At 61.9% G+C, this 18,646-nt stretch carries 11 protein-coding genes; all 11 read right to left on the bottom strand.

What is annotated here, in order from left to right:
• Positions 1-2: 2 nt before the first annotated feature.
• Complete coding sequence (cbiB, locus tag AC6I1V_RS17050; RefSeq protein ID WP_486850654.1) at positions 3-992, bottom strand: adenosylcobinamide-phosphate synthase CbiB; 990 nt, start codon at positions 990-992, stop codon at positions 3-5.
• Entirely contained in the window at positions 989-4,336 is a 3,348-nt protein-coding gene (locus AC6I1V_RS17045) for a cobyric acid synthase (protein ID WP_497737270.1), read from the bottom strand. The genes cbiB and AC6I1V_RS17045 overlap by 4 nt, the downstream gene beginning before the upstream one ends.
• 110 nt (positions 4,337-4,446) lie before the next feature.
• The gene (locus tag AC6I1V_RS17040; protein ID WP_497737269.1) at positions 4,447-6,651 is read right to left on the bottom strand and encodes a cobyrinic acid a,c-diamide synthase CobB; all 2,205 of its coding nucleotides are present in this window, start codon (positions 6,649-6,651) and stop codon (positions 4,447-4,449) included.
• A 22-nt stretch (positions 6,652-6,673) separates the two neighbouring features.
• Positions 6,674-9,277: a precorrin-4 C(11)-methyltransferase gene (cobM, locus tag AC6I1V_RS17035; RefSeq protein WP_486854871.1), complete on the bottom strand. Its 2,604-nt coding sequence runs from the start codon at positions 9,275-9,277 to the stop codon at positions 6,674-6,676.
• Positions 9,274-11,268, bottom strand: a complete 1,995-nt coding sequence (locus tag AC6I1V_RS17030) for a bifunctional cobalt-precorrin-7 (C(5))-methyltransferase/cobalt-precorrin-6B (C(15))-methyltransferase (protein ID WP_486854870.1) — start codon at positions 11,266-11,268, stop codon at positions 9,274-9,276. The genes cobM and AC6I1V_RS17030 overlap by 4 nt, the downstream gene beginning before the upstream one ends.
• 5 nt (positions 11,269-11,273) lie before the next feature.
• A complete protein-coding gene (locus tag AC6I1V_RS17025) occupies positions 11,274-11,462 on the bottom strand; it encodes a hypothetical protein (protein ID WP_486854869.1) in 189 nt (62 codons plus the stop codon).
• A gap of 141 nt (positions 11,463-11,603) precedes the next feature.
• Positions 11,604-12,893: a cobalt-precorrin-5B (C(1))-methyltransferase CbiD gene (gene cbiD, locus AC6I1V_RS17020; protein WP_497737268.1), complete on the bottom strand. Its 1,290-nt coding sequence runs from the start codon at positions 12,891-12,893 to the stop codon at positions 11,604-11,606.
• A gap of 369 nt (positions 12,894-13,262) precedes the next feature.
• Positions 13,263-13,580, bottom strand: coding sequence for a hypothetical protein (locus AC6I1V_RS17015; RefSeq protein WP_497737267.1), 318 nt, complete (start codon positions 13,578-13,580; stop codon positions 13,263-13,265).
• A 1,140-nt stretch (positions 13,581-14,720) separates the two neighbouring features.
• On the bottom strand, positions 14,721-15,362 hold the full coding sequence (locus AC6I1V_RS17010; RefSeq protein WP_486855083.1) for a precorrin-8X methylmutase: 642 nt from the start codon (positions 15,360-15,362) through the stop codon (positions 14,721-14,723).
• A gap of 1,021 nt (positions 15,363-16,383) precedes the next feature.
• Complete coding sequence (locus tag AC6I1V_RS17005; protein ID WP_486853473.1) at positions 16,384-17,643, bottom strand: hypothetical protein; 1,260 nt, start codon at positions 17,641-17,643, stop codon at positions 16,384-16,386.
• Positions 17,640-18,341, bottom strand: a complete 702-nt coding sequence (gene cobI, locus AC6I1V_RS17000) for a precorrin-2 C(20)-methyltransferase (protein WP_486853474.1) — start codon at positions 18,339-18,341, stop codon at positions 17,640-17,642. Before cobI ends, AC6I1V_RS17005 begins: the two co-directional genes overlap by 4 nt.
• Between the last annotated feature and the right edge of the window lie 305 nt (positions 18,342-18,646).

Below are 18,646 nucleotides of genomic sequence, written 5' to 3'. Positions count from 1 at the left end.
CTTTACAAGCTCAACATGCCGATAAGGAACACTTCAAACAGCGTGAAGACGATGACGGAATGCCACATGAGCCGCACCGCCAGCACGATGTGAGCGGGCTTGGCGTCGGGGGTTCCGTCGCCGAGCCACGGATGGTCGACGCGCAGATCCCCATATACGGCGGGGCCTCCGAGCTTGAGGCCGAGGGCCCCGGCAAAGGCCGCCTCGCTCCATGCTGAGTTGGGGCTTTCGTGGGCCGCGCGGTATTTCCAGCCCACGGGCAGGATGTCCCCGTGCCGCAGGTTCGGGATGATGCGGGAGGCGAACGCGATGCAAGGCAGGGACAGCCGGGCCGGGACGAAGTTCAGGGCATCGTCGAGCCGTGCCGCGAACGTCCCGAAACGGATGTACTTTTCGTTTTTCTTGCCCCAGAGCGCGTCAAGCACGTTGGCGGAGCGGTGCAGCACGGCAAGGCACGCGGCCCCCGGATATCCGAAAAAGAACAGGCCGACGCCCGCCCAGAACAGTGTGGACAGGACGCCGTCCGTGAGGTTCTCGCCCACGCTTTCCACACAGGCGCGGGCCACGCCGTGGGCGTCGAGGCGTCCGGGGTTGCGGCCCACCATCATGGAGACGGCCTTGCGTGCGCCTTCGAGGTCGCCCTTGGCAAGCGGGACGGCGACGCGCAGGGCGTGCTCGTCAAGGCTCCGGGGCGCGACGCAGATCCAGATGGTGATGGCGGACACGAACCACGCCGCCCGCGGCTCGGCGTAAACTTGCGCGGCCCACGCCAGCCCGCCCGCGAGGGCGGCGCAGGGCAGGACGACAAGCAGGCAGGCGAGGGCACCGGAAAGGGACATCAGGGCGTTGTTGGGGCCGCGCCGGAGCAGGGCCTCCATGCGTGAGGCCAGAGCGCCCATCATGCAGACGGGATGCACGCGGGAAGGCAGTTCCCCAAAAAGGCGGTCGATCAGCAGCGCGGCGGGCAGCAGCGCGAGGAAGGCGAGGTTCATTTCAATCCCATGCTTTGGTAAATGGTTTCCATATCTGAATGTTCGCGCACAATGTCCGCGAGCCTGTCCAGCGCCTTTTCCAGATCATAGGCGGTCAGCCGGCGGCCCTGCGGTGCAAGGCCGACGTCGGCGCGCACATGGTCGAGCCACGCGCGGCGGAAGGCGTCGTCATCGAAAACGCCGTGCAGGTAGGTGGCCCAGCGCCGCCCGGAGACGTAGCCGCAGATGCGCGCCTCTTCGGACGGATAGGCGCGGTCGGCCCGCAGGAACAGCGGCAGGGCCGAAGGGCCGTGCTCGGTGAGGCCGTGATGGATTTCATAGCCGCCGGACGGCACACCGAGGGGGGTTTCGGCGCGGGCCACGCGCACAAGCGTCTTATCCGCGGCGAAGGTCGAGCGCAGATCCATGAGCCCAAGCCCCGGCACTTCCGGCGCGGCGGACTCGATGCCGTAAGGGTCGAGGATGGCCCGGCCCAGGATCTGCAACCCGCCGCAGATGCCGAAGATCCATTTGCCGCGCTCCGCGTGTCCGAGGATCTTCTCGGCCAGCCCGGAGCGGCGCAGGTCGTCGAGGTCGGGGACGACGCTTTTCGAGCCCGGAAGCATCACCACATCGGGGTCGCCCCACTCCTCCGCGCGGCGCACCGGGCGCAGGCTGACGTCTGGTTCGGCGGCGAGCGGCGCGAAGTCGGTATAGTTGGATACGTGCCGCAGCATGACCACGGCGATGTCCAGCGCCCCTTCCTTTTTTTCCCCGCAGCCGGCGTGCCCCCATGAGAAGCCCGCCATGTCTTCTTCGGGGATGTTGAGGTCGCGTATATAAGGAATGGTGCCGAGCACGGGAGTCCCCGTATGGTCGAGCATGTATTCATGGGCCGGGCCAAGCAGGGAGGCGTCCCCCCGGAAACGGTTGACGATATAGCCGGTGAGCAGGCGGCGTTCGGCGTCGGTGAAGGTCATCCACGTGCCGAGGAAGGAAGCGTAGACGCCGCCCCGGTCGATGTCCCCGACGAGCAGCACGGAAGCCCGCGCATGTTCGGCCATGCGCATGTTGACGACATCGTGGGCCTTGAGGTTGACTTCGCCGGGGCTGCCTGCGCCTTCGAGCACCATGACGTCATGGCCTGCGGCGAGGCTGTCGTAGGCTTCGGTGACGGTTTTCCATAATTCCTTTTTTTTCTTGAAGTAGTCGAGGACGCCCATGTGCCCGATGGGTTGTCCGAGGACGACGACCTGCGATCCCGTATCCGAGTGCGGCTTGAGCAGGATGGGGTTCATGCGGGCGTCCGGGTCGACGAAGGCGGCCTGCGCCTGCACGATCTGGGCGCGGCCCATTTCGTCGCCCGTCGCCGTAACGCCTGAGTTCAGCGACATGTTTTGGGCCTTGAACGGCGCGACGCTGTAGCCGTCCTGCCGGAAGATGCGGCAGTAGGCCGCCGCGAGGATGCTCTTGCCCGCGTTGGAGGAGGTGCCTTGCAGCATGAGGGCCGGGGTATGGCGGGGGGGGCGGCGGTAGGGTATGCTGGGGGAAAGGAGGAGAAACCCTTCTGAAGAAGGGCTTTCTCCTCCCTTCCCCCAGGCCCCCATCCCTCCTCTTCCTAAGACTTTTGTGTTTATCGAATCCTTGTTGTCGGATTCGGGGGAAGTGGGAGGGATGTTCCCGTATATTTTGCTGTCTGATTCGGGTGAAGCCGCAGCTTCAGGGGATGCGTGGGAAGGAACCCCGCGCCCCGTGTTGTTCCGTTCGGGGGCAGCTGGGTTTTCGGGGAACGGGGAGGGGGAAATCCCGCAAGCCGTGTTGTGTCGGGGCATGTCTGGGGTTTTGTTTCCACACACATTGTTGTGTTCGGATGAAACCGGGGGGATGCTCCTGTAAATTTTGCTGTCTGATTCAGGTGAAGCCGGAAATTCAGGGGATGCGTAGGAAGGGCCCCCGCGCCCCGTGTTGTTCCGTTCGGGAGCAGCCAGGTTTTCGAGGAGCGGGAAGGGGGAAATCCCGCAAGCCGTGTTGCGTTGGGGCACGTCTGGGGTTTTGTTTCCGCACATATTGTTGTGTTCGGATGAAACCGGGGGGATGCTCCTGTAAACTTTGCTGTTTGATTCAGGTGAAGCCGCAGTTTCAGGGGATGCGGGGGAGGGCCCCCCGCGCCCCGTGCTGTTCCGTTCGGGAGCAGCTGGGGTTTCGGGGAGTTGGGGGGAGGGAGCCCCGTACATCGTTTCCCGGATCGCGGAGAGGGCTTCGGCAAGGCGGCGGTGGTCTTCGGGAAAGCGGACGGCGGCGCGGAACCACGAGCCGTCTTCAAGCCCGTGATAGTTGGAGCAGTCGCGGACGGCGATGCCGAAGCGTTTGAGGAGGATGCCGAGCAGGTTGCGGGGCGCGCCGGGCCAGCGGAACAGGACGTAGTTGGCGGCGGAGGGGTAAACCTCGATTCCCGGCAGGGAGGACAGGGTTGCGGCGAGATCTGCGCGGCGTTCGGCATTCTCGGCGCGGGTTTGTGCGGCGAACCCCGAAGTGTCCGCGAAGACGGCTTGTGCGGCGGCCAGCGCAAAGGCGTTGACGCTCCACGCGGGCAGCTCGTCCCGGATGGCCTGCGCCAGCCCCGCATCGGCGGCGAGATATCCGAGGCGCACCCCCGGAACGGCATGGAACTTGGTCAGCGAGCGCAGGACAAGGCCGTTTTGGGGAAGCCGCCGCAGTACGGAAGCCTCCGTTTCCGCCCCGGCGTATTCGACAAACGCTTCATCAATGATCCAGAGGAGATCGGATCGCGAGGACATGAGGCGCAGGCATTCGTCCGGGGTACGGAACAGCCCCGAAGGGTTGCCGGGATTGGCAAGGAAGACCGCCGAACCCGCAGGGGCATCGCTGAGCGCGCCGAGCAGATCCCGCGTGGGCACGGCTGCATCTTTTTCCGTTTCCGCGCCTGTTGCCGGGCCGCCCTGATTGGTTTCGATGATGCCCCCCCATACGGGGATGGCCTCTATCCCGGCGAGGCGGCAGGCTATGCCGTATTCGCTGAATGCGGGCTCGACCACGCGCACGGAAGGTACGCCGCGCTTGCGGAGCACGCGGGCAAGCGCGTGGATAAGCTCGTTGCTGCCGCTCCCGAAGACGAAACGGGAAGCGTCCATCCCATGATGCCGGGCCGCCGCGGACATGGCTTCCTCGGCATGGGGGGAAGGGTAGGCCGCGAGCGTGGTCATGGCCCGGAACAGAGCGGCACGGATGAACTCCGGCGGGCCTTCGGGCCGCACGTTCACGCTGAAATCCAGCAGGGACGCCGGATCGCGTCCGGCTGTAGCCGCCATGCGCAGCAAGTCGCCGCCGTGGGCTTCGGGTTTCATAATGGTTTCCTCTTTCTCAGGTTGCCGGGGCGGTTTCCCTCAGGCGTACTTTTCTGGGGCTGTCGGGACGGTTCCCCTCTGTTGCGGGCCGAGGCCGCCGGTTCAGGCCATCAGATCGGTATGCCGCTTTCCATAAACAGGGCCTCAAGGATGCAGGCCGCGCAGGTTTCGGGATCGGTGCGGGTGGTGTCCACAGCCATCTGGTTGGGGAGCGGTACATGGATGGAGCGCGCCTGACGTTCGGCGTGCCCCCAGTCCGGCGTGCGATCCGTGCGCAGGGACTCGCGGCGCTGCAATTCTTCGGCGTCGCAAGTGACCTGTACGGACAGGATGGGAACGCCCGCCAGCCGTCCGAGCAGATCGTCGACCCAGCCCGGATCTTCTCCGATGACGTGATCCGCGATGACCCACGCGCCCGCCTTTGCCGCCGCCGCGACGCCGGCGTGGAAAGTCTCGATGAGCGGAAGGCCCGTTTGCGCAAGCCCCGTGAGTACGGATTCATGCCCCCCCGTGCTCGCCCTCAGAAGCTGATCGATGGAAAGCGTCATGCAGCACAGCCCGTAATCCGCATGAAGCCGCGCTTGCAGCGCCTTGGAAAGCGTGGTCTTCCCCGAACTCGACGGCCCGTTTAAGAGGATGACCTGACCGGAGGGGAGCGTGCCGGAAGGGCGTGCGCCCCCTTGAAGGGCCGGGCTGCCGAAATCCCGGTGAACCCCGATCCGGGGGGAATCCGCCGCCTCTCCATTCGCCGCCCTATCCGCCGCAAGGTTGGTATCAGGTTTCCCGTGCTTCCCGCTTTCCCCGTGTGTTCCATCAGGGGTGTGGGAGAAACAGGGGAGAGGGGAAGGGTGGTCTTCACCGTTTATTCCGGGATGTCCTTCATTTCCCCAATAGAGATGGACGTATCCGGCCCTGACGTTGCCGAAGGCGACCCCGGCTTTTTCGATGCCGGAACGGGTACGGACTTCATACAGGGGCGGGTAATCGCGGTGCAATTCGATGTCCGACCAATGGAACTCGTGCCCCCGGAAGACCCCGCCCCGCAAGCCGAAGGGCGCGCCGGAGAGCATGGAGGCCTCCCGATACCCAAGGGAACGGATGCGCCCGCCCATGCGCGCCGTGGCGTCGATGACCCCGCACATGGGCCAGATGCGGAGCCCGCCCCGTGTGCCCCCGTCCTCCCCGGAGGCTTCGAGCGTGGCGCAAAGATACATATAGCCGCCGCATTCCGCATAGATTTCCCCGCCTTGTGCGGCGAAATCCCGGATGCTTTCCCGCATGGCGGCGTTTTCGGACAGCTCGCGGGCGAAGACTTCGGGATAGCCCCCGCCGAGGTACAGCGCCTCAATGCCGGTCGGCAAGGCCGTATCCGCAAGCGGGGAAAAGGGGACGGGTTCCCATCCCCGCGCACGCAGGACGCGCTCGTTTTCCTCGTAATAGAAGCGGAAAGCCTTGTCCTTGGCGATGCCCATGCGCCGGGGGCGGGGGGCCTCTTTTGGGGAAAAGGCCCCTCCTCCGGGGGTGATGCCCATGCGATTGGGCCGGAGGGTTGCCGCAAGCGGGGGGTCGGGCTGTTCAGGCGGTTCGGGCAGTTGGGGCGGTTCCGGGCGTTCCGACGTGGTCAGCGCAAGAAGGCGGTCAATGTCGAGATGCCGTTCCGCCATATCCGCCAGCGCATCGAGCCATGCGGGGGTCGTCCCGGCCTCTTCCGCGGGGATGAGCCCAAGCTGGCGTTCGGGGAGCCGCCATTCCTCACGCCGGGGCAGCGCGCCGAGCAGCGGCGGAAGGCTGGAGCGTTCCAATGCCTCGCGCAGTATGTCCGCATGGCGGGGGCTTCCCACGTTGTTGGCGATGGCCCCGATGAGGCGGACGCCCATGCGGGCGGCATGAAGCCGGAACCCGGCGACGAGCGCAGCCGCGGAACCCGCCATGCCCCTGCCGTTGAACACGAGCACGGCAGGGATGCCGAGGGCGCGGGCGCAGTCGACCGTACCGCCCGCCGGATCGCCGGGATCGCGGCTGTCGAAAAGCCCCATGACGCCCTCGCAGACGGCGGCGTCGGCATCGTGCGCGCGGCTTCCCCACAGCGCCCGGACTCCGTCGCGGCCCATCATCCACGTATCGAGGTTGCAGGCGGGCCGCCCGGTGGCTTGGGCATGGAAGCTCGGATCGATGTAGTCCGGCCCGCATTTGAACCCCTGCACCCGCAGGCCGCGCTTGGCAAGGGCCCGCATGAGCGCGATGCTCGCCGTGGTCTTGCCCTCGCCCGAACGGGGCGCGGCGATGCAAAAGGCGTGGAATGTCGCGTGTCGCATAGGCTGTTCCCCTTCCCCGTCATTATTCCATATACTTCTCGACATACCCCCGCGCCTCATACATGGCCCCGGCGTCCGTAACCGTGCGCGGGCCGCCGATGATGACGAGGGTGGACATATCCACTTCGTCGGCGGGGAAATCGGCGAGCCTGCCGATCCATTTGGCCTCCTGAGGCCGTCCGGCATGGCGGACATAAGCGCACAATACCTCATCCCCGCGATGTTCCCTGAAAATGCCGAGCGCCTCCGCGAGCAGATGCCGCCGTTTGCGCCCGGCGGGGTTGTAGAGCGCCACCGGCAGGGCGGACTGCGCCACGGCCCGCAGGTTTTGCCGCACTTCATCCGAAGGGACAAGCAGATCGGAAAGGCTCACCAGTGAAAAGCCGTTCTGGAGCGGCGCCCCAAGCGAAGCCGCCGCGATGTTCGCCGCCGTGATGCCCGGCAGGACACGGATCGGGATGCCCGCGAATTCCGGTTCCCGCGCCCGCAGCTCGAACAGCAGCCCCGCCATCGCCAGGATGCCGGGATCGCCGGAGCAGACCATACAGACCTCCTGCCCGGCTGCGGCGGCTTCGAGCGTGGCCCGGCACCGTTCCACCTCTCCCATCATGCCGTTCTGGATGATGTTTTTCCCGGCGATGCGATCACGGATGAAATCGACGTAATGGCTGTATCCCGCCACCGTGCCGCAGTGCCTGAGCGCGGCGTCCACCTCAGGCGTAATCTGCCCGGAAGCGCCGGAACCAAGCCCCACGACCACGACCTGCCCGCCTGCGGCCTTGGGTGCGGAGAGGTGCGGCAGCCGGGCCAGCGCCAGCGTGACGTCCCCAAAGGCGGCTTTCGGGGCATACAGTTTGGGCTGGGGGGTTGAGCCGTACCCGGCGGAAAGCAGGCACGCGGCCTCGCTCACCGAAGCGGTGCCGACCTTTTCGCGGACTTTGGCCGAAGGCGTGGGCACGGGCACGGCGTCAAGCCGGGCGGCGGAGTGGAACTCCACAGGCACCTGCCATTTTTCGCCCAATTCGAGGATGGCGGGCTCATCGGCCTTCACGTCGCACGAGGCGATGGCGGCGATGTGCTCGTGCCGCAGGCCGAGATCGGAGAGATGGCCTTCCGCAATGAGCCGCAGTTCCAACGGCTCGACCCCACGGCGGCACCCCACGCCAAGGACAAAGGATTTGCTTGTGATGTCAAGATGCCGTACGCCTTCGGGAACCGTGCCTTCGGCATCCCAGAGCACGGCATGGCGGGCGGTGATCGTTTCCGGCCTGTCCGTATAGGCGACCTGATCCGTCCCGGCGAAATGGCGGTCGAATATCGTGCGGGGGCCGCAAAAGGCAATCGGTTCCCCGGAGAGCAGGGCGGCGTTGAGGCTGCGGATGGCGTCCGTATTGAGGATGCGCGCATGTTCCTGGGCGGCGGCCTCGTCAAAGGCGGGGAGGCCGTTGACGTCCGTGGCGGTGCTGACCACGGCCTGCCCGCCGGTGATGCGGGCCACGCGCCGGGCGAGGCGGTTCGCGCCGCCGAGATGCCCCGAAGTGAGGCCGACCACGTGGCTGCCGCTTTCCGAGCAGGACAACACGGCGGGATCGCTGGCCTTGTCCCTGAGCAGCGGGGCAATCTTGCGTACAGCTATTCCGGTCGCGCTGATGAAGATATGCGCATCGAACTGCCTCCAGTTGGCGGACAGGGCCGCGTCAAAGGTTTCCCCCGGCGTGTATATGACGTCCGGCGCATCCGTGGGGCGCGTGGAATGGATCGCCGTGGGCAGGCCGAGCCCGGCGGCGATTTCCTTGGCGCGGACAACCCCCTTGTCGGTAAAGGCATACAGGGCGCAGCGCCCGTCAAAGGCTTCATTGGCGAGGTGGTTCCTGTAGCCATGTGAAAAGCCCGCGCCGTAAAGCCGTGACCTGCCGCCTTGGGCATCCAGCGCCCGGCCCACGAAAATGAGCGCCTGCCGCCCAAAACCCGCCTCTTCGACCTTGCGCGCAATGTCGGACACCGTGCCCCGGAGGATGCGCTCGTCAGGCCATGTCGCGCGGTAAACCACCGCCGCCGGGGTATCCGGGGGCAGGCCGCCCTCAGCCATGAGATCCGCCGTCAGGCCGTCGATTTTCCCGGTACTGAGGAAGAATACCAGCGTAGCCCCGGTTTGTGCGAAGGCCGCCGCGTCCTCGCCCTTGGGCATGGGGGTACGTCCGGGGGTGCGGGTGAGCACGACGCTTTGGCTTACGTCGGGGCAGGTAAGCTCGCAGCCGAGGGCCGCCGCCGCGCCGAAGACGCTGCTCACGCCGGGGACGATGCGCGAGGCGACGCCTTTTTCGGCAAGGGCGCTGATTTGTTCATTGATCGCGCCGTACATAGCCGGATCTCCCGTGTGCAGGCGGACGACGCGCCTTCCGGCAAGGGCGGCTTCGCTCATGGCGGCGACCTGCTCCCCAAGGTTCATGGAGGCGCTGTCCCTGCATTCGCAGCCGGGCTTGCAGCGCTTGAGGTGTCCGGGGTTGACCAGTGACCCGGCGTACACCACGAGGTCGGCCTGTTCCAGCGCATTCAGGCCGCGCAGGGTGATGAGGTCTTCCGCGCCCGGCCCGGCGCCGACGAATTCGACGAAAGGAGTGTTCATGGCATTATCTCTTTCTGGAATGTAAACAGGTAGATGGTGTTCTGTTGCTTCAAGTGGCGGCTTGTCCCGGCAATGGGCTGCTCGTGGGCGATGTTGAGGCTGCACAGGCCGGTTCTTCGCTCAGGGGACCAAGCGTACAGGGTATGGAAGCTTTCGAGCGTCACCGCGCTCACTACCATGATGCCGCCCGGCGCCAGCCTTTCCATGCACGCCTCCAGCAGTTCCGGCAAGCCCCGCCCGCCTCCGCCGATGAAGATGCGGTCGGGGGGAGGGAGGAGGGAAGGGGCGGAGATGCCGGGGGAAGGGGAGAGGAAACCCTTCTGAAGAAGGGTTGTCCTCTCCCCTTCCCCCGGACCCCCATCCCCTCTCTTTCCCAAGACTTTCGACTGGTGGGGAGGTTGCGCGGCGGGAGTTCCGTTGTATGGGGAGGAAAGGGAGGGGTCGTCCTGTCCGCTGGGAGGCACGTTGCCGCATGGAGAGGCTGGGGAAATGGTGACCGTCCATTCTTTCCTGTCCGCAATGCCGCACGCGGAGGCGGGTTCGGATTCCGCTCTATGGCTGTACGCCTTGGGCGTTTCGCCGCATGGAGAGGCGGGCATAGGATGTTCCCTGTTCCCAACCTCCCGCACGGAAGTTTCATTATGCGTGGCGTCGTGGGGGGTGGTCCGGGGAAGGCCGGGTGTGCCGTTTGGCAGGCTGCCGATGGACGAGGCGGGGAAAATGGCGGTCGTCCATTCTTTCCTGTCCGCAATACCGCACGGGGAGGCGGGTTCGGATTTCGTCCTATGGCTGTACGCCTTGGGCGTTTTGCCGCACGGGTAGGCGGACATGGGGTGTTCTCTGTTCCCAGCCTCCCGCACGGAAGTTTCATTATGTGGGGCGTCGGAGGTGTTGAGCCGGGGAAGGCCGGGCGTACCGCTTGGCAGGCTGCCGATGGACGAGGCGCGGATAAGCCCAAGGGCGTCGCCGATGTGGAGCGTATAATTGGGGACGCCCAGACGGGCGCGGTTACGCTCAATGATTGCGCCGCGTTCGGGTTTGCGTTCAATGCCGACGACGTTGAGGTTGGGCCGCAGTCCGGCGGCTTCCAGCCCCACGGAACCGCTTCCGGCCCCGATGTCCCACAGCGTGCCCCATGCCGGAAGCCGCAGCCGCGACAGGATCACCGCCCGCACGTCGGAGGCGGTAATCAGGTTGTTTTCGCGTTCATAGTCTTCTTCAGGAAGCCCAAGGGTGAGTATCGGCGCTGGGATACTGCGGGCTGTGGGGGCGTCTTCGCGGGGGGCGGGTCGCGCATCAAGGGCAAAGCGGGCGACGCTATGGGGGGCGCAGCCCCAATGGTTCGGAAGCAGAAGCAGGATGGACGTGGGGCCGCATTCAGTGTGGGCCAGATCCGCCAGTGGGCCTGAAACGAGGCGTTCCTTGGGCGAACCGAGGCGTTCGGCAATGACGGCGGCGCGTTCGGCGGACGCGGGATGGAGCTTGAGCACTGCCTGCGCGATGGCATGGGCGGGGTAGCGGCTTCCGGCATAGGCGACGGAAAGCGGGGCTTCGGCAATGGCGCGGGCGGGCAAGGCTTCGCCGGAATGTGCGCTGAACAGGCGGGCGTCCTGCCACGGCAAGCCGAGCCGATGAAACAGCGCCTGAAAAGCGGTAATGCCGGGATGATGCACGATGGCGTCATCGGGGCGGGCCATGCCGGAAAGCGTACCCCCGAACCCGTGGTACAGCGCATCGCCTGAAGCCAATACCACGACGTGCCGCCCGGCCCGGCACAAGGCGAGGGCATCCGCCGCATCCTCACGGGCTTTCGCGCCGATGATCCGGGTCAAACGGGCCTCCACAGGACAGGCTCCCAGAAGCGCCCGTGAGCCAAATACCACGTCAGCCCCTCCGATCAGCCCCAGCGTTTCGGCGTCCTTGGGAAAGCCGACGCCGCACGATACGACGTCAATGCGTCCCGCTTCCGTATCCGTTCCGTTGCCGCCCATAGCCTTCAATCCTTTAGGGTGTTGACCGTCAATTTATTGTTGTTTTTCATTTTACAGAAAAATGAACCGTTTTGGGATAAGCCATTCCGTTGCCGACGCCTCAGCCCCGGCGTTTCGGCGTCCTTGGGAAAGCCGACGCCGCACGATACGACATCAATGCGTCCCGCTTCCGTATCCGTTCCGTTGCCGCCCATAGCCTTCAATCCTTTAGGGTGTTGACCATCAACTTATTGTTGTTTTTCGTTTTATAGAAAGAATGAACCGTTTTGGGATAAACCATTCCGTTGCCGACGCCTCAGCCCCGGCGTTTCGGCGTCCTTGGGAAAGGCAATGCCTCAGTCCTTTTTGCCGTCCAGAAAATAGGTTAGGCCAATCATTCCGCTGTGTTCAGGAGGTTCCGCCTGCCTCCCGTCTTTTGTTCCGGGCGCTTCGGAGGAAGAAGAGGCATGGGGAGGCTCGCCTTGTCCCGATAAAGGCGTTCCGCTGTCCTCCGGCTCTTTCCGCCCGCTCCGTTTTTCTTCAAATAAAAAGTGCCCTTCAAAATCAAAGACAAGCAGCCGCAGCGCGACGCCTTCCCCGCAGCGGCGGGCGAACTGTCCGAGGGCGGTGCGGGCGAGGCGCCGGAGGATGCCGGGCCGATCCGCTTCGGGGATGGACAGAAGCGCTTCCCGCACGGAAACGCTGTGCGCCAGCGCATCGTGCAGGGCCTTTTCCCCCGGCAGGTGCTTCCGTACCTCGGCACGCAGCAAGTCCATGTCCTGACTGACCTTGTGGGCATGGGTGTTCTCAAAACCCGCCGCATATTTGCACAACTTCCCCGCCATGCAGGCCACGGCGATTTCGCGCATCCCGTATTCACAGGCCGCGGCGAGGCTCTCCGCGATAAAGTCCCCGATACAGGCAAACGCCGTCTCAGGCAGGTGGGGAAGCCGCCGCTCCGCGCCGGACTTCGTGCGCCCGCCGGTGCAGAACACCATTGTCGTCCCGTGGGCCGTATGGTGTGATTTTACGCAAATCCGCACGGTTTCGATATAGGCTTCGTGGCTGTAGGGCCGCACGAGCCCGGTCGTTCCGAGGATCGAAATCCCGCCGACAACGCCGAGGAGCGGGTTGAGGGTATGTTTCGCCAACTCTTCCCCATTCTCCACGCCGATTTCCAGCAGCCAGCACCCGGCGTCAAGCCCGGCGCGGCGCAGGTTTTCCGCAATCATCCGGCGCGGGCCGGTGTTGATGGCCCATTTGCCCTGTTCGCAGTCCAGGCCGGGGCGGGTACACAGCCCTACGCCCGCCGCACCGCGCAGGATGACCGTACCGCCGCCTACGTTCAGCGTATAGTCTTCTTCCCGTGCGTCCGAAGCCGAGCACCTACGCATATTCCCGAACAGGATCGCGCCGTGCGTGCAGTCCGGGTCGTCGCCGCCGTCCTTGCGGATGGCCGCCATGTGTCCCTCATCCGGCTCAAGCAGCGGGAGTATGCGTTCCCCGCCATCGAGGAACAGCATTCGGAGAGTGGGCAGGGGCGTTTCCGGCTGCGTCAGCCGCAGCCACGCCGCCGTCGCCACCGCCGCCGCGCATGCGCCCGTGGAGTAGCCCCAGCGCAAAGTTTTCTGTTCGGTCTGTTTCATGGCGCGTTGGATCGGGTTGGGGGGTGCGAACTGGGGGAGGGGAGGGAAAACCTTTCTGGAGAAAGGTTTTCCCTCCCCTCCCCCAGACCCCCTCCTCTCCTTTTCCAAAGACTTTCGCGTTTATCGAATCCCTGTTCTACGGTTTTACGGGATGTTGCCAAGTGTCCGCTGTATCGTCTTTCTGAAAAGACGTGTTTGAAATTTTTAGTCCTGTCATAGAATGTGGTTGTTTCACTTCCGCAGTATGGTGAAAATGCCGTCGTTTTATTCTGTTTTTTGTTTGGGATGCCAGAGGCATTTTATTGGTTGTCCCTTTGAAACTTCAAGAAAGAAATATCAACCAGTTCCTGTGGCACACCGGATTTTTATTCAACTCGTTTCATTTATTATCTTATCTTGTTGGTGGTTGCTTCCTGCCGGAACGAACTCCTTTCGCGCAGCCTCCCCACCAGCCGAAAGTCTTGGGAGGGAAAAGGAAATTTTTCTGGAGAAAGATTTTTCCTTTTCTTCCACAGCCCCACCTCCCCTTTTCCAAAGACTTTCGCGTTTATCGAATCCCTGTTCTACGGTTTTACGGGATGTTGCCAAGTGTCCGCTGTATCGTCTTTCTGAAAAGACGTGTTTGAAATTTTTAGTCCTGTCATAGAATGTGGTTGTTTCATTTCCGCAGTATAGTGAAAATGCCATCGTTTTATTCTGTTTTTTGTTTGGGATGCCAGAGGCATTTTATTGGTTGTCCCTTTGGAACTTCAAGAAAGAAGCATCAGCCATTTTCTGTGGCACACCGGATTTTTATTCAACTCGTTTCATTTATTATCTTATCTTGTTGGTGGTTGCTTCCTGCCGGAACGAACTCCTTTCGCGTAGCCTCCCCACCAGCCGAAAGCCTTGGGAGGGGAAAGGAACCCTTTCTGGAGAAAGATTTTTCCTTTCCTTCCACAGCCCCACCTCTCCTTTTCCAAAGACTTTCGCGTTTATTGAATCCCTGTTCTACGGTTTTACGGGATGCGGCCAAGCGTCCGCTGTATCATCTTTCTGAAAAGACACGTTTGAAATTTTTAGCCCTGTCATAGGATGCGGTTGTTTCACTTCAATATGGTGAAAATGCCGTCATTTTATCCTGTTTTTTCGTTTGGGATGCCAGAGGCATTTTATTGGTTGTCCCTTTGGAACTTCAAGAAAGAAACATCAACCATTTCCTGTGGCACAGCCGGATTTTTTCATTCAATTCATTTTTATTTATTATCTTATCTTGTTGGTGGCTGCTTCCTGCCGGAACGAACTCCTTTTGCGCAGCCTCCCCACCAGACGAAAGCCTTGGGAGGGGAAAGGAACCCTTTCTGGAGAAAGATTTTTCCTTTCCTTCCACAGCCCCACCTCCCCTTTTCCAAAGACTTTCGCGTTTATCGAATCCCTGTACTATGGTTTTACGGGATGCGGCCAAGCGTCCGCTGTATCGTCTTTCTGAAAAGAAACGTTTGAAATTTTTATCCCTGTCATAGGATGCGGTTGTTTCACTTCAATATGGTGAAAATGCCGTCATTTTATCCTGTTTTTTCGTTTGGGACACCATAGGCATTTTATTGGTTGTCCCTTTGGAACTTCAAGAAAGAAACATCAGCCATTTCCTGTGGCACACCGGATTTTTTATTCAACTCGTTTTATTTATTATCTTATATTGTTGGTGGTTGCTTCCTGCCGGAACGAACTCCTTTCGCGCAGCCTCCCCACCAGCCGAAAGTCTTGGGAGGGGAAAGGGAGGGGTTTGGGGAGGGGAAGGGGAACCTTTCTCCAGAAAGGTTCCCCTTCCCCTCCCCAAGTTTCCCCTTACGCGCTCTCCATAACGGCGTGAAGCGTGGTGACGGCAAGGGCGCTGCCGCCACGCCGCCCTTCAAGGACGATCTGGGGAACGTCACATTGGGCGAGAAGTTCCTTTGACTCCACCACATTGACGAATCCGACGGGCATCCCGACGACAAGGGCGGGCCGCACGCCTTCCTCAAGCGCATACCGGGCAATGCGGGCCAGTGCCAGCGGCGCGTTGCCGATGAGCACGATGGCCCCGTCAAGCATGGGCCGTGCCTTCTCCGCGCTGCACAGGGCGCGGGTGTGGCCTTCGAGCTTGGCGCGCTCGATGACGTCCTGATCGCTGATGTGGCAGTGCAGGCTTTCAGGGCCGTAACCGGGGTTCAGCCTCCTCAACCGTTCGATGGAAAGCCCTGCGCGGATCATCTTGGAATCGCAGAATATCGGCGCACCGACCCGCAGCGCCCGCAGCCCTGAGCCGATGGCGTCATGCCGGAAAACCAGCCTGTCCGCGATGGACATATCCGCCGTGGTGTGGATCAGGCGGCGCGCCACACGCCATTCCGGTGCGGGCATGCGCTTGTGGAGATCACATTCCGACTCGATGACGCGGAAGCTCTCCCGCTCGATTTCCATGCCGCTCAAATTCCAACGTATATTCATGCCGCCTCCGGCAACAACAGTTTTGTTTGGCTGTGTCATAGAAAATGGTTGATGCTTTTTTCCTTGAAACTCCAAAGGGATAACCGAAAAAATGCCTTAGCCGTGGAGCCCGCCAAGGGGAAAAGCTGGAGAAAAAGCTCTATTTTTCATCGTGCTGTGAAGTTGAAACAACCACATACTATAACAGAACCTTTTGTTTTTTCGTATGCCGCTGGCTTCAATAAGCCCCGTTCATTGCCGCGCAGCCGCTGTTTTTTTCGTGGCCGTGTCATTGGGTCGCGTCGTCAATTAGATATAATATATTGAAATTGTTTAACTATTTTTAAGCCACGAAAATATTGTTTTTAATAATTTCAAATAGTTACATATAAATGACGGCACGACCTAGGAGTGGGTTGATGCTTTTTTCTTGGCTCTGTCATAGCATCTGGTTGCTTTTTATCTACAATATGTTGAAAGTACCTGTTTTTTTTATCCCATTTCGCTGATGGGCTCCATGATTGGAGGCATTTTATTGGTTACTCCTTTGGAATTTCAAGAAATAACGTATCAACCGTTTTCTATGGCACAGCCTTTCTCGAAATTTCAAAGGAAGCACCATTAGGATACCTCTGAAGCCGCCAACGGGAAAATTGGAGAAAAAGACCGTATTTTCGCCATACTGTGGAGATGAAAAAAACACATATATGGCAGAACCTCGCATTTCCCTTCTTCAACGCCTTTTGTTGGAACAGGTTTCTTTTGCCGTTCCTTTCTTTAAAAGCCCGCGCTGGAATGAATTCTTTTCACAGCCTTTTTAAGGCTTTGCTCAGAACGGATTTTTTCCCCAGCTCCCTTTTTCAACATCTTTCACTGGAACGATTTTTTCTATAACCGCTTTCTTCAATACCTTACGCCGGAACGGACTCCCTCCGCGCGGCCTCCCCACCAGTCGAAAGTCTTGGGAGGGGAAGGGGGAGGTTTGGAGGGGGAAGGGGAACCTTTCTCCAGAAAGGTTCCCCTTCCCCCTCCAACTTCAATTTCAATACAACACATAGTGCATGAACGCGATGACCCCGGCGATGGCGACGAGGGTGACGGCGAGGCGCGAGAGCTGCATGCCTAGCACTATGGCAAACGCGACGGGCACGGGGAAAATCCCAAGCGCCGAGGGGAGGTTCCTCCGCAGGGTGCGGAAGGGGTTGCCCACCGCGCTCCCGACGAGCATGGCCAGCAGGATCTGCGCGTTGTCGATGAGCCCTTCGGCCCTGAGGTTCGCGGCGACCGCGGAAGACTGCACCAGCCCGCCCATCTGCGCGGCGACCACGGATACCAGTTCCGCAGGGAAAAAGCGGTTCACCTGATCAGGGACATACTGCTCCCAGAAACTGAACGCCCCGTTCTTCAACAGCCATTCGATGCAGAGCATCAGCGGAACCGTGATGCACACCATGCGGAACAGCAGCGTCAGCGAGCGGACGGCGGCTTTTTCCACGGCGGAAGGCCACGCAAGCGGGGCTTCATCCGCAGGGGCGAAGCCGGAAACGGGCCTATCACCATGCCCGGAGACATACCAGCGGTTCCAGAGCAGGACGCCGAGAATGACGATGAACCCGCCGGAGAACTGCGCCGCGAAGTAGAGCGCCCCCGGAAGCCCGATGGCTCCAAGCACCGGATACATGACCCGGATGGAGTGCGAGACGTAGGCCAGATAGCTGTTCGCCATGCCGCCCGCAATGAGCGCCGAGGTGCGGATATGCCCTTCGGCATGGCTGCTGACCAGTATGCTGTTGGCCGCCGCGTTGGAGCAGAGCGCGGTCGGCATCGCAAGGCCCACGATTTCGGGAAGCCGGGCCATCCGCGCCAGTTTGCCCATAACCCGCGCCAGCGCCATATGCCAGCGCCGCGCCTCCATCAGCCCTCCGAGGAAGGCCGCGATGCCCACGATGGCGAACAGCCGCCCGAAGGTTTTCATCTTGGCGAAGATTTTTCTCGCCGGGGTGGGGGGCGTGTGCCGCTTCATGCGGGGGGCCGGGGCGTCCGCGCCGTCCGCCGGAGGGACGGAGGGGACCGCAAGGCTTGCTTCGCCCGCGTCCGCTTCCATCGTTTCGCTGGCGGGAGCGGGCCGGTGCGTCCGGCTTGTGGGGGCGTCGATGCCTGCGGGCTCCGCTTTGTGGCGCGCCATGCGGGATTCCGGCATGTGCAGCGTGAGCCAGCAGGCCCCGATGACGGCCAGAACGAACCACAGGACGCGGCTCGGACGCCTCCACGGAGGGGGAAGGGGACGGCGTCCGCGTTTCATTGCTTTTTGACCATGATGAGCGACAGATATTCTTCCGGGCGGTCGGCAATGGCGTCCAGATCGGTCAGGAGGGCCTGCCCTTCCATTGCCAGATGTTCGCCGTACAGGATTTCCACGTTTTCCTCGCGCCGGAGGCGTTCCACCAACGCCTTGCGGCTGCGGTAGGTCTTGAGGAGAATCGTGGTGGAGCCTTTGGGGAAATCCAGCGTTTCGGCCATTTCCGGCTTAAAGGAGGGGATGACCCTGAGCTGTTCGCCGTTTTCCACAAGCACCGTTCCGGCTTTCGCCGTCAGGGTGGCGAAGGAGGTGATGCCGGGGACGATCTCCCATTCCACACCGGGGATGGTTTCACGTATGATTTCCAGAACATAGCCGAAAGTGCTGTAGGTCATGGCGTCGCCGAGCGTGGCGAAGGCACAGTCCCGGCCCGCTTTCAGTTCCGCAATGATGGCGTCGGCGTTGGCCTGCACCTGCGCGGCGCGTACGGCCTTGTCACGCGACATGCTGAATGTCTGGAGATGGATTTCTCCGCGCGGTTCGAGGGATTCGACCACGGACCGGGAAACGCTGCTCGATGCGTTTTGGGAGATGACGGTAAAGATTACGTCCACCGAGCGCAGGACGTCCGCCGCCCGGAGGGTCAGGTACCGAGGGTCGCCGGGGCCGATGCCCACGCCGTACAGTTTTCCCGGTTTCATGTGAAATCCTTATAGCGGGTTGGTGTTTTCAGAGGAAGGAAAGGCTTCCTCCTCCTTCTTCAAAGGTTTTCGTCATGGAGGAGGGGGACGCTGTTTTGTTTTTTGCAAAATGGTGGTTTTTTGTCGTTGCCTTTGAAGGATCAGGGGCAGAGGGCGATGCCGTACCATAGGCCGTTTTTCGGGTTCACAGGAAAAACCGCGAAAAGGGACTCGATAAGGCCGAGAGTCTTGGGAGGGGAAAGGGGGAGGCTCGGAGGGGGGAAGGGGGAGCCCTTCTCCAGAAGGGTTCCCCTTCCCCCTCCGAT

The organism is Bilophila sp. T19-St14 (assembly GCF_059728385.1).
The sequence above is the reverse complement of the archived record's forward strand: the minus strand, read 5'-3'. Positions and strand labels throughout refer to the sequence as shown.